The following is a 17,511-nucleotide window of genomic DNA, read 5'->3' as shown; positions in this document are numbered from 1 at the left end:
GCTTCTCGGTGACGACACCGCCGAAGCGGCGACTGAACGGGGTGGGTTAGAAGCCCTTCCCGAGCAGTTCGCGTGCGATGATGGTCTTTTGAATCTCGGTCGTCCCCTCGTAAATCTGGGTAATCTTGGAGTCGCGGTAGAGGCGTTCGACGTCGTGGTCGTTGACGAACCCGGCACCACCGTGAATCTGGACGGCTTCGTCGGCGACGTCGGTCGCGACGTCGGACGCGAACTCCTTGGCCATGGACGCGAGCGCGGTCAGTTGACCCTCGTCGTTGTCGACGCTCCAAGCGGACTTGTAGGTCAACTGGCGCGCGGCTTCGGTCGCGGTGTGCATCTCGGCGAGTTTGTGCTGAATCGCCTGGAAGTCGCTGATAGAGCGACCGAACTGTTCGCGCTCTTTTGCGTATTCGAGTGCACGCTCGCAGGCACCTTTGGCGATGCCGACGCCCTGTGCAGCGACCGCGGTTCGGGTCTCGTCGAAGAACTGCATGAGTTGGAGGAAGCCCATCCCTTCGGTCCCGATGAGGTTCTCTTCGGGGACGCGCACGTCGTCGAGGATGAGTTCGGCCGTGTCGCTGGCGCGAATGCCCATCTTTCCGGTAATCTTGTCGGCGCTGAATCCGTCGCGGTCGGACTCGACGACGATTTGGGAAAAGCCGGAGTAGCGGTCGTCTGCGTCGGGGTCGGTCTGGCACATGACGACGAAGTAGTCGCCGACGCTCCCGTTGGTAATCCACATCTTGTTGCCGTTGAGGACCCACTCGTCGCCGTCTTTCTCTGCCTGCGTGCGGACGGACGTCACGTCTGAGCCGGCTTGCGGTTCACTGATGGCCGCACCCATCACGGACTCGCCTTCCACGATAGGCGGCAGGAAGCGCTCTTTCTGGTCTTCGGTCCCGAAGTTGATGATGGCCTCTGCCCCGAAGCCAGCGCTCGTGATACAGAGTCCGATTCCGGGGTCGACGGCGAACAGTTCCTCCGTGACGAGTGCGTTCTCCAGCGACGAGTACCCGACACCGCCGTACTCGACGGGGAAGTGTGCCCCGGTCAGCCCCATCTTGGCTGCCTTCTGCATGATGTCGTGGGGGTACTTTTCTTCCTCGTCGTACTCGCTGGCGACGGGTGCAATCTCGTTCTCGGCGAATCGGCGAACCTCCTCGCGGATGGCCTCCTGCTCCTCTGTGAGATGGAAATCCATGGTTATTAATCACAAACGAGTCCAATAATGTTTGTGACACTCAAAAAAACGGAGACTCTGTTGTCTGTGTTCGAGTTTTTCGTCGCTAGATAATGTGTGGGTATAGTGCCCTAGACTCCAAATTTCGGTGCTTTAAGTCATTGGGAGTATCTTCCACTCTGGCCAGCGACCCCGTGGCGATAAGCGGCGCTCTCACAAGTCTGTCCCGTAGCACCGACCACTGATAACGCTGTCGCGCCCTCGCGCGGACCGCTCACGCCAACGGAAGTTCAATCATGAACCGCGCCCCGCGTGGGTCGTTGTCTTCGACCCACACTTTCCCGCCGTAGGTTGTGACGATTGCGTCGACGAGGTAGAGTCCGACCCCCGTTCCCGGGCTTTCGAGGCCCTTCTCTCCTTTTCCGAAGACCTCCTTTTTCTTGTCGTCTGGAATTCCGGGGCCGTTATCGGCGATTCGGACGGTTGCAGCGTCTTCAGTCACCGATAGTCCCACGTCGACGTCAGGAGCGTCGGTGTCGTTGTGGACGATTGCGTTCTCGATGATGTTCACGAAGACGGATTCGAGGAGGTCATTTCCGAGGATAGTCGCCGCCGGAAGCGACGCGACTGTAATCGTGGCCTCGGGGTGGCTCTCGCGGACGCTGTCGGCGACTTTCGAGACGACGGTTCCGACGTCGACCGAATACAGCCGTTCGTCCTCGTTCGTCACTTTCGTTAACTGACCGAGGGCGTTGGTCAACTCGACCGTGTTCTGCGCCCGGGTGAGCGCCGTCTGGAGATATGGTCGCCCGTCCGGCTCGACCAGCCCGTCTTCCATCGCAAGCTCGATGTAGGCGGTGACGATTTGCATGTCGTTTCGGATGTCGTGTCTGACGATTCGGTTCAACATCTCCAGTTCGTCGTTTCGTGACTCCAGCGACAGTTCGTACTGCTTTCGCGGCGTCACGTCTCGGACGGTGACGACCCAGCCGACGCGCCCGTAAGACTGTTCGAGCGGAATCCGCGTGAGTTCCACGTATCGGTTCGGTACTTGCTGTACCTGGCAGTCGAGCGGCTCGTCGCTTCGTTTCAGCTGGTCGTACGCCGGAATAACGTTGGCTGCGGCGTTCCCTCTGAGCGACCGTCTCGCCCCGAGCAATTCGGCGGCGGTGTCGTTTGTGTGAACGACGGTCTCCGACGAGTCGAGGACGATGAACCCGTCAGTCGAGTGCTCTCCGGCCGCGGCGTAGGCGATAGGGAGGATGTCGAGAAGCTTGTAGCGGAAGACGGCAATCGCGTACAACGTCGTCGGAATCGCGAGCGACGCCGGAACGAGGTTCACGCCACCTGCGAGCGGTGGTGTGTCGGTGAATTCGAATACGGCGACGACGGTTGGCAGGACCAAGCCAACGAGTAACAACGCCGCTTGCAGGCTGAACGGTTTGCCGAGCCTGATGACGTGGTGTCCGATAACGCCGAATGCCGTAAAGAGAGCGACGAACACGTAGATGAACGAGAGGGTGCTTACGGGACCGTCCTCGACACTAAGCGTCGTGATGCCATTGGCAGTCGTGAGTTCCCACCCCGTGTACGCGAGTTCCATCGGGTTGGTAAACAACACGAGGACGAACACTGACGGAACGACGAAGAGCGCCACGACAGTCTTCCTGTTTAGGTACTGCTTTCGGTCGGTGTAAGCCAGCGCGAAGAGGAGAAACGCCGGCGGAGCGAACGTGCCACCGATGTGCAACACTTTGTAGGCGAGAAGCTTCACGCCCGCATCCACGGCGAGTAGCTTGATGACGCTCGTCCCGGTCCAGATAGTTGTCGTCACTGCGAGTGCGGCAAACGAGAGCGCGACCGGGCTCTGTCCTCGCTGTCGCATGAAGTCGAGGGTGTACACGAAGATGATGGCCGACGCTATGGCAGCGAATATCGTCGGATACGCGTAGACTGTGTACTGCCACTCCATCAGACGTCGATACTCATTGGCACCGCATCGTTCACCGTGTTGATACTACTCGTCGAACTCACACCGCTCACTGGAGCGACGACCTCACACCGTCTCGTTTTCGGGCTGCGCCACTCGACCGTCCCATCTTGTACGGCCGAAAGAATCGGAACCGGATAAAAACCACCATCGCGACAGCCGCAAATCCGGTGTGGTCGCCTCTGTCCCGGCCGAAACGTTTCGATTAGCTGTTCAATTCCTCTTCGACGAGTTCGGCCGCCTTCGAGATAGCACCGACCGACGTGAGGTGGCCTGCTCCCACGGTCGCTTTCATCGCCTTCGCCGCACTCCCACAGAAGATGCTCGGGCCGACCTGGGCAACAGCCCCGTCGCCGACAGAGACAATCCAGCCGGGGACGTCGAACCGGTACTGTCGCGGCCGCGGTGGGAAGTCCCCGATGTCTCCTGCCTGTTCGTGGGCGACCTGTTCCGCGATATTTTCGCCGACGATTTTCGCTTCGCGGATTGCCGCAGAGGCACTCGCGGGGACTGGCTCCCCGTTGGCATCCATAGCCCGGGCAGCGTCGCCGACGACGTAGGTTCGCCGGTCGAGACGGAGGTCGGCGCGGACGGTGGGCCTATCGGCTCCCATCGCGTCTTGCCCGGCGAGTCCACCAGCCCAGACGAGCAGTTCGTACTCGAGGTCGCCGGTATCGGTCTCGACGGTCGACGCGCTCACGGACTCGATGGTCGTCTCGGTTCGAATCTCGACGCCGCGGTCGAGTAACTCGTCTCGAACCGCACGCTGGAACGCTTCCGGGAACGAGGGTGCGACGGTGTCTAACTGCTCGACGAGGACGATATCGGTGTGTGCGTCTTCTTCGGCGCTGAGTGTCGCGAGTTCACCGGCCACTTGGATACCCGAGAGACCGGCCCCGCCGACGACGACTCGGCCGCCGTCGTCGCAGGCGTCGAAGTAGCGAGCGCGGATTGCTGCCGCGTCGTCCAAGGATTTGAGGGGAATCGCGTGGGATTCGAGGCCCGGAATGTCGTAGTACGCGGTGGTCGCGCCGAGACAGACCGCGCAGTAGTCGTAGTCGAGTGGGTCAGAGTCGGCGAGGTGGACCCGGCGACTCGTTCTGTCGATGTCGGTCACGCGGTCGACGACTATTTCGGCGCGGTCGAGTGCCTCGTCGAGTGGCACTTCGATAGCGTCGGCGACAGACGGGCGACGAATCGCGCGGTGGACTTCGTGCTGTACGAGATGGAAGGGCGAGTCGTTGACGACGGTCAACTCGACGGCTGCCGGGAGTCGGCGTTCGAGGTCGCGGGCGAGTGTCAGGCCAGCATATCCTGCGCCGAGTACGAGGACGCGCATGACCGTGACGTAGGAGCCGAGAGAAATGAGGGTGACGGCAGCAGAAAATCAACGCGAGCGAGTCAGACCGTCGCGTCGCGGTGTCAGAACAGCGCTTCGGACTCGTCGAGGACTTCGGCAGGACCGCCGACGCTCCACACGTCAGTCTCGACGCCGCAGTCGGCGACGACTTCCTCGACGCGGTCGACGTACTCCTCGGTCGTGTTGATGTAGACGCTCGCGCCCGTGTCGGTCGAGAAGTAGACCGGAATCTCCTCTTCGGTACGCAGTTCGCGGACGGCGTTGAAGACGGCGATAGTGCGTGGTTGCCAGTAGACCCATCCCGCGGGGCCGGTCATGGTCGTCGCCGCGAGCGACAGCGAGTCGTGTTCGGCGAGTTCGAAAGCGGCGTCGAAGTCGGCGTCGTACAGCGCGTCACGCATGTCGTCTATCTGGGCGTGCATGTGCGCCATCCGCGCTTGGAACATGTGGCTGTCCGCCGCTTCGGCGTGAGCCTGTTCGGTCTCTTTGTAGGCCGGGACGTGTGCGGCGACGATGCGCAGGTCGTCTTCGAGGTCGGTCTCGATGCGCTCGGAGCGACAGTCAGTGTCGTTCATCCCCGCGTAGAGGTGCGAGAACGCACCCGTGACGGCGCGGGCGGCAGACGCCGACCCGCGGCGGGCGATAGTCGAGATTTCGGGACGCGTCACGTCGAGGTCGGCCGCCTCGGCGAGGGCCATCGCGGCGGCGGCGAACCCGGACGCCGACGACCCAAATCCGATGTTCGAGGGGAAGGAGTTCTCACTTTCCAGTCGAACCCGGTGGTCGAACCCGGCCAGCTCGCGGACTCGGTCGACGACGGCGCAGATACGCTCCGCACCGCGTCCGTCGACTTCCTCGCCGCCGATGACGTAGACGTCTTCGTCGGCGTCGGGGAGGAATTCGACCGTCGTCTTCGTGTGGCTCGGTGCCGTGCAGACGCTGATGCTGTCGTGGTACGGCATTCGGCGCTCCGTGTCTCGCATCCCGTGATACTTCACGAGGCCCTGAATCGGGTGAGCCTTGGCGGTAGCCTTCATATTCGAACGCCCGTTGGACTGGGGGTTAAACGTCCCGATAGGTATCGAAATAGCGGGTCGGCCGACGTGATTCGGCTTCGCGGAGACGGAACGTCGTCACTGGGCTTCGCGGAGACGGAACGTCGTCACTGCGCGCTGATTTGGTTCGAACGGAGAAGGATGCCCCACGACAGGGCTCGTGGAGACGACGGCCGGTACAAGGTTCGTCGCTGGTGTTCGGGTTCTTATTCGCCTGCGTTCAGCTTTCCAGTCGTTTGCGTTGGGTTTCTCAGTTTATATCGGTCTGTCAGTCGTCTGCGTTTGCTTCTGCTTCGTTTCCTCGTTCCCAGACGTTGGTGACGCTCTCGCCTGCTGGCGGCGTGTGGCTGACGTCTTTCATGGTTCGTGAGTGTGCGGAGTGGTTTGTGTGCATCTTGGTATCACCTAACTCGGTTTCTATGTAAAGGTTTCGCCCATGTTATATTACGACTTATTACCATACTAGGTTGATGAATGTGATATCAGGTCGACGCCCGCGAATCGAGCAGACACCCGATGGTCGGCGGTTCGTCGTCGCTCGCGTCGTCGGCGCGCCGCTCGACGAGGTGTGGGACGTTCTCGTCAACGTTGCTCACTGGCCTGAGTGGGGACCATCTGTCTCGGCGGTTCGGGGCGTCGAGGGAGCAATCGAGGAGGGAACGCGCGGCGAAGTCAAGGTTGCCGGTGCGTGGATTCCGTTCGTCATCGAGACGTGTCGAGACCACCGCTGGACGTGGCGCGTCGCTGGCGTCCCTGCGACCGGCCACCGAGTGAAACCGGCCGGTGTCGAGCAATGTGAAGTCGCATTCGAGATTCCGCTGTATGCTGCGCCCTACGCAGCAGTCTGTGCGGTGGCACTCCGCCGAATCGACGATATCGCCTCTCGACGCCACTGAGTGAGAGGTGCGACGAATAAGCGACGAATAGCCTTCAGAGAATGCCGAGTACAACCAGTGCCCCGCCGACGAGAATGACGAGCACGACCGCGACGAGGAGAAGCGTCGTCAGTCCGAGTCCCGATTCGGACGTGTCGGCTGTCGCGGTTTCCCCCTCCTCTTCCGCGTCGATTTCGTTGAGCACCTCTTCGAACTCGGGTTCGTGCGGTTCGTGATACTCGTCGATGACGTCCTCGTCGAGTTCGAGTTCTTCCAGCGCCTCGACGAGGTTGTCGAGCGTCTCGAGCGTAATCGGCGTCTCGACGTCCTCGGGGTCGACCGCGAGTTCCGGTTCCGCCTCTTCGTCTTCGGGCTCTTCGAATTGTTCTTCGGTTGCGAAGGCTCTCGCCAGCGTCTCCCGGGCCTCGTCCCCATCACCTGTCGTGAGGAGCGTCCCGGAGACGCCACGCGAGTCGCAGCGCTCGGCGAACACCTCGACCGTCTTCGTGTCGAACTCGGCTGCGATATCGACCCAGACGACCTCCGTCGGTTGCTTCTCTCCTTCCGGCGCGACGAAGAGGAACGTCCGGCCGTCGCGGTGGACTCGCTTGGTTCGCTCACCGCGTCGAGCACGTACTCGCTCGACGACGGTCGCGAGGTCGTCGACATCGAGGAAAGAGAGCACGTTCGACAGCGATACGTCACTCATTAGCCGAAGGAACAGAACATCGAGAAATAAATCTTCCCGCCTACGGCGGCCGCGTGAGTTCGAATCGGTCTGTCGTGTAAACGTACTGACTCCCGGCGAGGCGTCCGACCGCTTCGAGCTTCGTCGTGTCGAGTTTCCCGTCGGTCAAGACGCCATCTGCGACGTGGGCGTGGACGACTTCACCGAAGACGAGTGTTGACGACCCCATCTCGACGGTATCGTGGAGCGTACACTCGAAGGCGACGTGCGCATCGACGACGCGCGGCGCGTCGACGACCGTTGATTCGGCTTTCTCGATACCTGCGTGGTCGAACTCGTCGACATCGGCGGAGACTGTCGCAGCGGTCTGGTTCATCTGTTCGACGAGGTCGCGAGTGACCACGTTGACGACGAACTCGCCGTGTTCGATGGCGTTTCGTGGCGTGTCTTTCAGGTCGTCACCGCGGCCGACAGGCGCGAATACGACAATCGGCGGGTCGATGCTGGCGACGGTGAAGAAACTGTACGGTGCGAGGTTGTCTGCGCCGTCGTCGCGAGTACTCACCCACGCGATGGGGCGCGGGATAACTGCTCCCGACAGGAGTCTGTAAGCGGACCCGAAGTCGGTCGGCGACCCCTCCATTAGGGTGCCTCCATTGTGGTCGTCGCGTCAGTCATGCTTGGGGAAGGGGAGTGTAGAGGGATGAAGGTGTGGTCGGTCGGGTGGGACGCCCGAGTTCGGTCGCTAGTGTGGGGGAGCGTTCTGGCTCGGTTGTCGGTGGTATCAGAACACCGTGGGTTTCGGTGGTGTCAGAACATCGTGAGTCCAATCGCGTACGGCCACGAGACCGTACTGAGCGCGAGGAAGACGAGTGCGCCACCGAGCATCACGACGTTTTTCAGGAAACTGGTCATCTCGGATTCTTGCTGCTCTTCGGGTACCGCCCAGAAGTTGTGGAACATCGGTGTGCTGACGAGCAAGAAGAGGATGATGGCACCGGCAGCGAGCGCCGGAAGCACGCCTGCCGCGATACCGAGACCGCCGAAGGCGAGCATCCCACCGGAGAAGACGACACCGAGGCGAGGTGCCGGGAGGCCCTTCATCTCGGCATAGCCGGCCATCTGGTCAGTGTTCATGAAGTGATTGAGGCCCATGAACGCGATGACCGCGCCGAAGAGCACACGCGCCAGCAGGAACGCGATGTCGGCCGTCGGAGACGCGAATTGGACTGGGACGCTCACGCCGCCACCTCGCTCGCGAAGGTGTTTGTCTGCTGTGCTGGCTGTAGTGGATCGGATATCATTGCACCTTACACTACAGCGTGTTCCACTAATGTACGTTTGCTAACATGTATGTTACCGGAGGGCTGCACTCACACCAGGTCACACCGGTGATACTGAACAACCATTCGGTTGACAAAATTTCGAATTTCAGAACTCATTTAACAATCACCGTACTGTGGGCGGACTCTCGGCTCTCCTCCTGACAAAGTGACATATTGTATAAATGTGGTATGGATTTGTCTTGAATTCCACGAAAAATATACCCGTCTCGAAAATCGATAGTTAAACGGGACGTGTCAGCAATGATGAAAACGAACAGCGAGGACGACACGCCATGACCGAAACGTGGGATTCGGCTGGCTACATCGCAAGTTCTCGCTACAGACTCGCAGTGTGTGAGTATCTCGTCCAGCATGGTTCTGGACTTCCGTCACGAATAGCGACGGAGACTGGACTCGCACAACCACACGTATCGCGAGCACTTTCCGAGCTTCGAGACCGGGACATCGTGGAATTACTTGTTCCCGAATCGCAGCAGAAAGGTCGGTTGTACGGACTGACTGACCATGGAGAACTTGCGTACGAACGAGTTGCATCGGACCGAGAAGCAGAATTGAATATCGTCGAGAGAGGTGAGTTCCCGGCCCCAGAACTGGTCGAGTCGCTCGCAGAGTCCTACGACGACGACCTTCGGGCAGTCGTCTGGTGCGAGCCAAACCAAACGTGGGTCAACTTCGCCTCGTCGACGGTATCCGACAACTACGACCCAGAAACCCTGAAAGCAATCGTCTCTGCATTCAAAGACGACGAAGAGTTTGGGACTGTGTTAGCGGACTCACCGACTGGCGGCCCCGAATTTGTCGCATTCGGACTCGAGGACGCGCTCGTGGTCAGGATTCCTGTGGAGAGCGAACTCGCGTTGCTCGTCTCCGTCGACACCGACTTCGACGGGAAGCTTCGCGGACTCATCGAGACGTGCCGCTCTGCAACGCAGGTGACGGCACTGGAATCAAGCTAGTACTGCAATCTCACTACACGGGGCGAACAGTGGCCCCTGACTTTGCTCTCTTGGTGGTGCAGTGGTTAGTCCTCAGTCTCCAGCTTCCAGCCTCTTGCCCCCAGTCTCCGGTATTTGAACAGTTCTTGGCCCGAAGGCTGGTGTGTGGAGGCTAGCCCTCTACTTCTAGGCCGCACCCTGACTCACCACCGATATTTACAATCGTTCATATATTGGTGGTTTTCTACCTATTGTTAGAATATATAGTGCACAATATGTCGTATTATGTCTTGTAGAACAAGATATTTATGAGAAGTCAACAAATGCGTAGTTGGCGTGACCACTGACACCGTCTACTGTGTTACATCCAGCCCAGCCTAATGCGTGATTCAGTGCCAGCCAGTTAGCCGGTCGCGCCTCCCGCTGCCAACGGGTTCGACTGCCTTGCCCCGGCGGTCGAACCTCATACGTCTCAGTTCTGTCGTCGACACGCATGTCTCGACGAGCGAGTCCCGCGTCGATTCGGACCGAAAGTACATCTCTCTGGCCTCCATATGACGGGTATGTACACCGGCAGGACGGAGCAACCGTGCTGTCTCTGCGACGACCCCAAGACCGTCGCACGAATCGCAGTGCCACCGCGAGCGGTGCTGCTCATGAAGAACTCCGGCCCCATCGCTTGGCGGGATATCGTCGGTGACGTGACGCTGCACTTCTGTGAGAGCGATTGGGAACTCGTCTCCGAACTCGTTCTCGATTTAGGGACACACCCACTTTCTCGGTGTAACGTCGCGCGTGCTGACTTCAGTATCCGCGAGGATTTCGAGGCGCTTCTGAACGCCACCCGCGACGAACCAGACCAGACCGAACAAGAGCGAAAACTCCTCTCGGAGGCACGCGAAGTGCTCGACGACGCCGAGAATCCACTGGTCGAACGTCGCGACCTCGTCGAGGCCCACATCGTCGTCCGCGCGCTGGCGGAACTCGGTAGTCACCCCCGAACGTCGTAACAGGGACCACAACAGAGTCACCTCCACAGAACCGCACCTACTGAGTCACCTCCACAGAACCACACCGACGGAGTCGCCTCACTGGGCAACACTCGCAGGGCCCTAGCCACAGCACAAACTGACTGTCTCGGATGGCTGAGTATCCTAACTAGTGTGAATACGGGTATTTGCCTGTCGGCAACGTATCAGTGGCTAGTTGGGTCGGTACAACCCCGCCCTCCACCGACGCTCGCGGGTCGATTCGCAGTCGGTGTGTTCACCTCGGAGCTCAAATGAAGAGAACTCTCGTCATCCTATCTGTCGTACTGCTCGTCCTCGTCCCGATTGCGGCACCAGTCGTAGCGCAAAGCGACGAAGAACGAGACCCGAACAAAGTCCCCGTCTTTCGCGCCTACGTCGTCGACCCAGTCGTCGAACCCGGCGAGGAGATGATGGTCCGCGTCGTCTTCACCAACGACCCGGGCAAACCTGAAGACGTGTCGAAGACGGCCGAGAACGTCCGTGTCAGACTCGAACCACGGAACACTCCGTTCGTCGTTCGAACCGGTGATATCGTCGTCGGGCGCATGAACGACAGCGACACACGAGAGGTCGCCTTCCGCGTCGAAGCCCCCGAGAACATCGCGGCCGGTGAGTACGACCTCGGACTGAAGGTGTTCTACGAATTCGACAACGCCCACCGCCGAACGTACACCCTCGACGTTCCCCTCCGCGTCGAAGAACGCGTCCGGTTCGCAGTCGTCGGCTCCGAGGCGACAGTCCCTGTCGGCGGGCGTGGCGACGTTGCCATTACCATCCAGAACACCGGCGAACTTGACGCGCGCAACGCAATCGTCGCCGTCACGTCGCAATCCGACGAGGTCAGATTCGAGGGCTCGGCCACTGCGACGCAGTTCGCAGTGTCGTGGCCAGCGGGCGAGAACAGAACCTTCGTCTACGACACGTCGCTCTCGTCTGAGAGTTCAGTCCGTGGCTACGCGCTCGGCGTGAACGTCGCCTACGAGAACCCGGACGGGGCGCGACTGGCGTACACTGACCTCGCCGCGGGATTCATCCCAGTCGCGGAACAGTCGTTCAGCGTCGACGAGGTGACGAGCACGCTCCGCGTCGGTGACGAGGGCCGCGTCAGCGGTGCAGTCGTCAACGACGGTGGCGCGATCGCGAAAAACGCCGTCGTGACGCTCTCGCTGCCCGAAGGAACTGCGACAGCGACCGAGACCGAGTACGCACTCGGCGACATGGCGCCCGGCGAGTCGGTGCCGTTTTCGTTCGACGTGCAGGTAGCCGGCAACGCTGACCCCGGCCCGAGACAGTTCACTGCCACCGTCACCTACCGCGATGCAGACGGTGAGCGCCGGTCGAGCGACGATATCGACCTGCGAGTCGAGGTGGCACCCGAGACGCCAGAGTTCGATGTCTCCGTCGAAGAATCGACTGTCGCGCCGGGCCAGAGCACCGAACTCCGCGTCACCATCGTGAACGCCCGCGACGAGACGCTTCGGGACATCTCGGCGAAGGTGTACTTCGAAGAACCGTTGTCGTCGTCGGACACCGAATCGTTCGTCAGTGAACTCGAACCCGGCGAGTCGGCGACACTCGTCTTCCGGGTCGCTGCTGACGGTGGCGCACTGGAGAAACAGTACCCGGCCGAACTCGACTTCCGCTACGAAGACGAAAGCGGTGAGACGACCATCTCCGACGCCTACCGTGTCCCGGTTCAGGTCGAGTCCAACGAGGACCGCAGTGGGCTTCCCTTCGGTCTCACACTGCCGCTTCTCGGTGCTGCTGTCGTCGTCGCGGCTGCGGGTGGTGCTGGCTTCCTCGTCGTCCGCAGACGCGGACAGGACTGAGCGATGTCCCGATTGGATTCGGTGTCTCGATTCGACTTTCAGCGGTTCGTCGACTGGGTCGACCACCGCATCGTCAATCGCTCTCGGCGCGTGATTCTCGTCTTTCTCGCCTTGACGCTCGTCTTCGGAGCTGGCCTGAGCGCCGTCGAGACGGAAGCCGGAACCGAGCAGTTCGCCGAGGAAGTCCCCGAAGAAGAAGCGTTCTCGCGCATCAGCGAGGAGTTCTCACCGAGTTTTTCCGAGGCCACTGGTAGCACGCAACTCATCCAGCGCGCGCCGAACGTGCTGACGAGACGTGAACTCCTTCGAATGCTCGAAGCGCAGAAGCGACTGGCAGACCGCGACGACCTCCGCGTGCGCTCGACCGCGAGTGCGGCGTCTGTCGTCGCACAGACGCTCGACGAGGACGCCGAGACACTCGACGCACAGATAACTGCCGTCGAACGGGCGACAGACAGGGAGGTCGCCACCGCGGTGAGCGCGAACGCGAACAACCCCCGGTTCGTCGGGCTTCTTGCCGACGACTTCAATCCGACCGGTGCCTCGTCGACGGCGACTATCGCCGTCATCACCCACTCGCTCCCGCAGGACGAAGCCGCCAGTGCAGGACAAGGCGGTGAGAGCCAACTGACGCCGATTCAGCGCAAAGCACAGCGCGTCGTCGCCACCGTCGGCGGCGACATTTCGGTGTTCGGAACCGGCGTCATCGCCGACGAGTTCAGCACGGTCATCGTCGATTCGCTCATCATCGTCGTGCCCGCGGCGGTGCTGTTTATCGTCCTCTTTCTCGTCGTCGCCTACCGCGACCTCGTGGACCTATTGTTGGGTACTGCGGCGCTCGGGATGGCCCTCGTCTGGACCTTCGGGTTCCTCGGCCTCGCGGGCATCCCCTTCAACCAGATTATGATTGCCGTCCCGCCACTCTTGTTGGCGGTCGGCATCGACTTCGGGATTCACGCGGTGAACCGCTATCGCGAGGACCGCGCCGAGGGCCACGACGTCGACGATGCTATGCGCAAAGCGACCGACCAACTCCTCGTCGCGTTCTTCATCGTCACCTGTACCACAGTCATCGGGTTCCTCTCGAATCTCGTGAGCAACCTCACCCCGATTCGTGATTTCGGCGTGGTCGCGGCTATCGGCATCATCTTCACGTTCTTCGTCTTCGGTGTCTTCCTCCCCGCCACGAAGGTCGAAGTCGACCGTCTCCGCCAGCGATACCCGATTCCGACGTTCAGTCAGTCCCCGCTCGGGCGCGAGGGGAGTTCACTCGGGTCAGCCCTCCGAGTCGGCATCGGCCCTGCACTCCGCGCGCCTGTGGTCGTCCTCGTCGCCGCACTGCTTCTCTCAAGCGGCGCGATGTGGTACGCAACCGGTGTCGACACCGAGTTCGGACAAGAAGATTTCCTGCCACCCGCAGAGGCGCCAGCCTATCTGAAGGCACTGCCCGAACCGTTCGCTCCGGGTGACTACAGCGTCGTCGCCGACATCGAGTTCCTCGAAGACCGCTTTACGTCCTCCCAAAGCGGCGTCGTGACGATATTCTTGGAAGGGCGGATGACAGACGGCGCGTTCCTCGAAGAACTCGACCGGGTCGCACAGGACCCACCGGGAACGTTCCTCGTCGAGAACCGACGCGCAGACTCGACGAGCATTCTGACCGTTTTGCAGGCTGAGAAAGCCATAAACGAGGACTTCGCAACGCTCGTCGCACGCCACGATACCGACGGCGACGGCATCCCCGACCGCGACCTTGAGACAGTGTACGACGCGCTGCTCGCGACCGAGTCGGGCGAGCAGGCTGCCAACTACCTTGCCGACGACTACCGGAGCGCCCGCGTGGATTACCGCGTCAAAGCCGATGCAGACGACGATACGGTCGTCGCCGACGCTCGCACGATAGCCGACCGGTTCCGAACGACGAGCACCGCGACGGGGACAGTCGTCGTCTTCACGGCCATCTCGGACCTCATCCTCGACTCGGCGGTTCAGAGCCTCGCCATCTCTCTCGCTGGCACGGGCGCGTTCCTCATCTTCATCTACTGGTGGCTCGAAGGCCGGCCGTCCCTGGCACTCGCCAACCTCGTGCCTATCTTGGTCGCCGTCACGTCGGTCGCCGGAACGATGCGATTGGTCGGAATCTCGTTCAACGCCTTCACCGCGACGGTCCTCGCGTTGACTATCGGCCTCGGCGTCGATTACTCGGTCCACGTCGTCCACCGCTTCATCGACGAGCGCGCGGAGAACGACCTCCGAACGGCGCTCGACCGAACTGTCCGCGGAACCGGCGGCGCACTCGCGGGGAGCATGCTCACGACCGTCTTCGGACTCGGCGTGCTCGTCCTCGCAGTCCTCTCGGTCCTCGGGCAGTTCGGGCTTCTCACTGCGGCGAGCATCGTCTACTCGTTCCTCGCGTCGGTGCTCGTTCTTCCGTCAGCACTCGTCGTCTGGGACAGATTCAGCGGCAACGACCCGATGGTCCCACTCGACGCACTGGAGATGGATATCGGTCCCACGCCGGGAGACGATTGAAGTCAGAGAGCCAAGGGGAACGAGAGAGGAGGAGAACGAGAGACGAAGAAAACCCCACGGCTTCAGCCGTTGGAAGAGTCTGACCCGCCCAAGAACTGCTTTCGGACCTCGGGGTCGTCCAGCAGTGCGTCGCCCTCGTCTGTGTATCGGTTCTCACCCTGTGTGAGCACGTACCCCCGGTCACAGCGACGAAGGGCGGTCTTCGCGTTCTGCTCGACGATGACCACCGTGACTCCGCGGTCGTTGACCGCGTCGATGTGGTCGAACACAGTATCGACGAGGTCCGGGGCCAGCCCTGCGGACGGTTCATCGAGTAACAACACGGGCGGGTCCGGGATTAGCGCCCGCGCCATCGCAAGCATCTGTTGTTGCCCGCCGGAGAGGTTGCCCGCCCGCTGGTCGAAGCGCTCTGCGAGGATGGGGAACTGTTCGACGACCGCCTCTCGCCGGTCGTCCGGGAGGCCGCCGAGCAGATAGCCGCCTATCTTGAGGTTCTCCTCGACAGTCAGGGTCGGGAAGACGTTCTCCGTCTGTGGGACGTACCCAAGTCCGCGCTCGATTCTCGTCTGGGGCCCCAACCCCGTGATATCCTCGCCGTCAAACCGAATCTCCCCGCCCATGTGCGTGGCCAACCCCACGACGGCTTTCATCACCGTCGACTTCCCGGCCCCGTTTGGGCCGACGATTGCGACGTACTCGCCTTCGGTGACGTGGAGGTCGACGCCGAACAGTACCTGCAGGTCGCCGTACCCTGCGTCTAGTTCAGTGACTTCAAGCAGACTCATCGGTCTCCTCCCTGTCTCGGCCGTCGTTTCATCGCCCTGCTGTCGGTGAATTTAGTTGCCCAGATAGGCATCGATTACCTCCTCGTTGCTCGTGACTTCCGCCGGCGTGCCGGACGCCAAGACGCGCCCATCGGTCAGCACAATCAGGCGGTCGACGAGGTCGGTGAGCGTCTCTAGTTCGTGCTCGATGATGAGCAGCGTGAGTCCATCGTCGTTGAGCGATTCGAGGTGAGCGACGAGTTCCGTCGTGAGCGTCGGATTGACGCCCGCGAACGGTTCATCGAGCATGAGCATCGTCGGGTCGAGCATCAATGCCCGCGCTAGTTCCAGCAGTTTCCGCTGGCCGCCAGAGAGGGTGCCAGCGTACTCGTCAGCCTTCGACCGAATGTCGAACACGTCGAGTAGTTCCATCGCTTGCTCTCGTGCCTCCCGCTCGCGCTGCTGGCTCGCCTCCGACCGCGTGATGGCGTGCCAGGCTCGCTCGCCGGGATGCGCAGGCGTCGGTAACAGTACGTTCGCTTCGACGGTCATCGTCGATAGCTCCCGGGTTTGCTGGAACGTCCTGACCAGCCCGTTCCGTGCGAGTTCGTACGCGGGGACGTTAGTCACGTCCTCGCCGTCGAAGGTGACGGTGCCAGCGTCGCTGTCGAGGACGCCGGAGACACAGTTGAACGTCGTCGTCTTTCCGGCACCGTTCGGACCAATCATCCCGACGACTTCCCCGGGCTCGATTTCGAAGGAGACGTCGTCGACTGCGACGAGGCTGCCGAACGAGCGGTGGAGGCTATCGACTGCCAGAAGCGTCATGACTCGACCTCCAGTTCTTCGGCGGTTCCCCAGATTCCCTCGGGGCGATACTTGACGACGAGCATCAACAGCAGTCCCACGAGAACGAGGCGAATCGAAGCGAACTGGTCCTGTGTGACGAACGGAAGCAGGTCGTTGAAAAAGCGGGTGAGCAACTGAAAGCCCATGATGAGCGCGAGTCCGCCGAGCACGCCGCGGTCACTCCCCGCGCCGCCGATGAGCATGCCAATCCAGACGATAACCGTGACGTCGATAGTGAAGAAACTCGCCGAGGCAGCGCCGTTGTAGAAGACGAGGAGCGCGCCAGCCAGCCCCCCGATAGCTGCCCCGTAGATGAATACGACGAGTTTGTACCGGAACACCCGCTTGCCGAGCGTTTCTGTCACCTGTTCGTCGGCCCTGATGGCTCTGAGAACACGCCCGTAGGGCGACGCTGACAGTCGATGGAACACGCCGTACGCGAGGAGGCACACAGAGCCGAGGACGACTATTGTCGCGAATAGCTCTGCGCCGCCGCCACCACCAGTCATGTCGGCTATCGGCCGTGGAACGTTCTGTAGTCCGATTGAACCGCCGGTGATGTCGCGGAATGTGATGGTCAGCCCGTGAATGATTTCGGCCACTGCAAGCGTAACGATTGCGAGGAAGTCATCCCGGAGTTTGAGCGTCGAGAAGCCGAGTAAGACTCCGAGTGCGACCGCGGCGAGCACCCCGGCGACGAGGCCGACTGGCCACGCAAAGCCGAGTCCGACAGCTCTGTAGGGGTCGTTCGCGGTCAGTATCGCAGCGGCGTACCCGCCGACGGCGAAGAAAGCGACGGGTCCGAAGTTGACGAGTCCCGTGTGGCCGAATTGGAGGTTTAGCCCGATGAGTATCAGCGCATACAGCAGAAAGAGGACGGCGAGTTCGAGGAAGACGAACGTGCCGCTCGGTGGCCTGATAAAAATCGGGCTGTAGAGGAAGGCAATCGAGGCGACGAACAACACGAGGCCGGCGCGGGTCGCGTCGATTGCGGGGAGTTCGAGACGACTCATCGGCTCACCTCACTATCGGCCACGGCCACGGACTGCACCGTCACGATGTCTGCACCTCCGCGTG

15 protein-coding genes are annotated in these 17,511 nt (G+C 61.3%); 5 read left to right on the top strand and 10 right to left on the bottom strand.

Annotation, left to right across the window (positions count from 1 at the left end; translation table 11 throughout):
• Positions 1 to 46: 46 nt before the first annotated feature.
• The 4 genes from C453_RS09405 to mvaD all read right to left on the bottom strand — a co-directional run bounded on the left by C453_RS09405 (position 47) and on the right by mvaD (position 5,567).
• The gene (locus tag C453_RS09405) at positions 47 to 1,201 is read right to left on the bottom strand and encodes an acyl-CoA dehydrogenase family protein (protein ID WP_008324114.1); all 1,155 of its coding nucleotides are present in this window, start codon (positions 1,199 to 1,201) and stop codon (positions 47 to 49) included.
• Between the two features lie 253 nt (positions 1,202 to 1,454).
• The gene (locus C453_RS09400; protein ID WP_008324113.1) at positions 1,455 to 3,152 is read right to left on the bottom strand and encodes a histidine kinase N-terminal 7TM domain-containing protein; all 1,698 of its coding nucleotides are present in this window, start codon (positions 3,150 to 3,152) and stop codon (positions 1,455 to 1,457) included.
• Between the two features lie 223 nt (positions 3,153 to 3,375).
• The gene (locus C453_RS09395) at positions 3,376 to 4,509 is read right to left on the bottom strand and encodes an NAD(P)/FAD-dependent oxidoreductase (protein WP_008324112.1); all 1,134 of its coding nucleotides are present in this window, start codon (positions 4,507 to 4,509) and stop codon (positions 3,376 to 3,378) included.
• Positions 4,510 to 4,592: 83 nt separating this feature from the next.
• On the bottom strand, positions 4,593 to 5,567 hold the full coding sequence (gene mvaD, locus C453_RS09390) for a phosphomevalonate decarboxylase MvaD (protein ID WP_008324111.1): 975 nt from the start codon (positions 5,565 to 5,567) through the stop codon (positions 4,593 to 4,595).
• A gap of 488 nt (positions 5,568 to 6,055) precedes the next feature.
• Here mvaD and C453_RS09385 point away from each other — a divergent pair, with 488 nt between their 5' ends.
• Complete coding sequence (locus C453_RS09385; protein WP_008324108.1) at positions 6,056 to 6,481, top strand: SRPBCC family protein; 426 nt, start codon at positions 6,056 to 6,058, stop codon at positions 6,479 to 6,481.
• A 34-nt stretch (positions 6,482 to 6,515) separates the two neighbouring features.
• Here the strand turns inward: C453_RS09385 and C453_RS09380 are convergent, their stop codons facing one another.
• The 3 genes from C453_RS09380 to C453_RS09370 all read right to left on the bottom strand — a co-directional run bounded on the left by C453_RS09380 (position 6,516) and on the right by C453_RS09370 (position 8,390).
• Positions 6,516 to 7,169, bottom strand: a complete 654-nt coding sequence (locus C453_RS09380; RefSeq protein WP_008324107.1) for a hypothetical protein — start codon at positions 7,167 to 7,169, stop codon at positions 6,516 to 6,518.
• A 40-nt stretch (positions 7,170 to 7,209) separates the two neighbouring features.
• On the bottom strand, positions 7,210 to 7,791 hold the full coding sequence (locus tag C453_RS09375) for a flavin reductase family protein (protein WP_008324106.1): 582 nt from the start codon (positions 7,789 to 7,791) through the stop codon (positions 7,210 to 7,212).
• Between the two features lie 167 nt (positions 7,792 to 7,958).
• On the bottom strand, positions 7,959 to 8,390 hold the full coding sequence (locus tag C453_RS09370) for a DoxX family protein (protein WP_008324105.1): 432 nt from the start codon (positions 8,388 to 8,390) through the stop codon (positions 7,959 to 7,961).
• A 376-nt stretch (positions 8,391 to 8,766) separates the two neighbouring features.
• On the opposite strand from C453_RS09370, the gene C453_RS09365 reads away from it, so the two are divergent.
• From C453_RS09365 to C453_RS09350, 4 genes are all read left to right on the top strand, one after another.
• The gene (locus C453_RS09365) at positions 8,767 to 9,450 is read left to right on the top strand and encodes a winged helix-turn-helix domain-containing protein (protein WP_008324104.1); all 684 of its coding nucleotides are present in this window, start codon (positions 8,767 to 8,769) and stop codon (positions 9,448 to 9,450) included.
• A 542-nt stretch (positions 9,451 to 9,992) separates the two neighbouring features.
• A complete protein-coding gene (locus C453_RS09360) occupies positions 9,993 to 10,439 on the top strand; it encodes a hypothetical protein (protein WP_049907619.1) in 447 nt (148 codons plus the stop codon).
• Between the two features lie 272 nt (positions 10,440 to 10,711).
• Entirely contained in the window at positions 10,712 to 12,289 is a 1,578-nt protein-coding gene (locus C453_RS09355) for a COG1361 S-layer family protein (protein WP_008324102.1), read from the top strand.
• A 3-nt stretch (positions 12,290 to 12,292) separates the two neighbouring features.
• On the top strand, positions 12,293 to 14,821 hold the full coding sequence (locus C453_RS09350) for an efflux RND transporter permease subunit (protein ID WP_008324100.1): 2,529 nt from the start codon (positions 12,293 to 12,295) through the stop codon (positions 14,819 to 14,821).
• Positions 14,822 to 14,883: 62 nt separating this feature from the next.
• Here the strand turns inward: C453_RS09350 and C453_RS09345 are convergent, their stop codons facing one another.
• The 3 genes from C453_RS09345 to C453_RS09335 are packed head-to-tail and all read right to left on the bottom strand — an operon-like array spanning position 14,884 to position 17,447.
• Positions 14,884 to 15,606 (bottom strand): ABC transporter ATP-binding protein, encoded by a 723-nt coding sequence (locus C453_RS09345; RefSeq protein WP_008324099.1) that lies wholly within the window; start codon positions 15,604 to 15,606, stop codon positions 14,884 to 14,886.
• A 51-nt stretch (positions 15,607 to 15,657) separates the two neighbouring features.
• The gene (locus tag C453_RS09340; protein WP_008324098.1) at positions 15,658 to 16,413 is read right to left on the bottom strand and encodes an ABC transporter ATP-binding protein; all 756 of its coding nucleotides are present in this window, start codon (positions 16,411 to 16,413) and stop codon (positions 15,658 to 15,660) included.
• A complete protein-coding gene (locus tag C453_RS09335) occupies positions 16,410 to 17,447 on the bottom strand; it encodes a branched-chain amino acid ABC transporter permease (RefSeq protein ID WP_008324097.1) in 1,038 nt (345 codons plus the stop codon). Before C453_RS09335 ends, C453_RS09340 begins: the two co-directional genes overlap by 4 nt.
• Between the last annotated feature and the right edge of the window lie 64 nt (positions 17,448 to 17,511).

The organism is Haloferax elongans ATCC BAA-1513, from assembly GCF_000336755.1.
GTDB classification, from domain to species: domain Archaea; phylum Halobacteriota; class Halobacteria; order Halobacteriales; family Haloferacaceae; genus Haloferax; species Haloferax elongans.
Note: the sequence above shows the minus strand (reverse complement) of the source record. Positions and strands in the feature narration are given on the sequence as shown.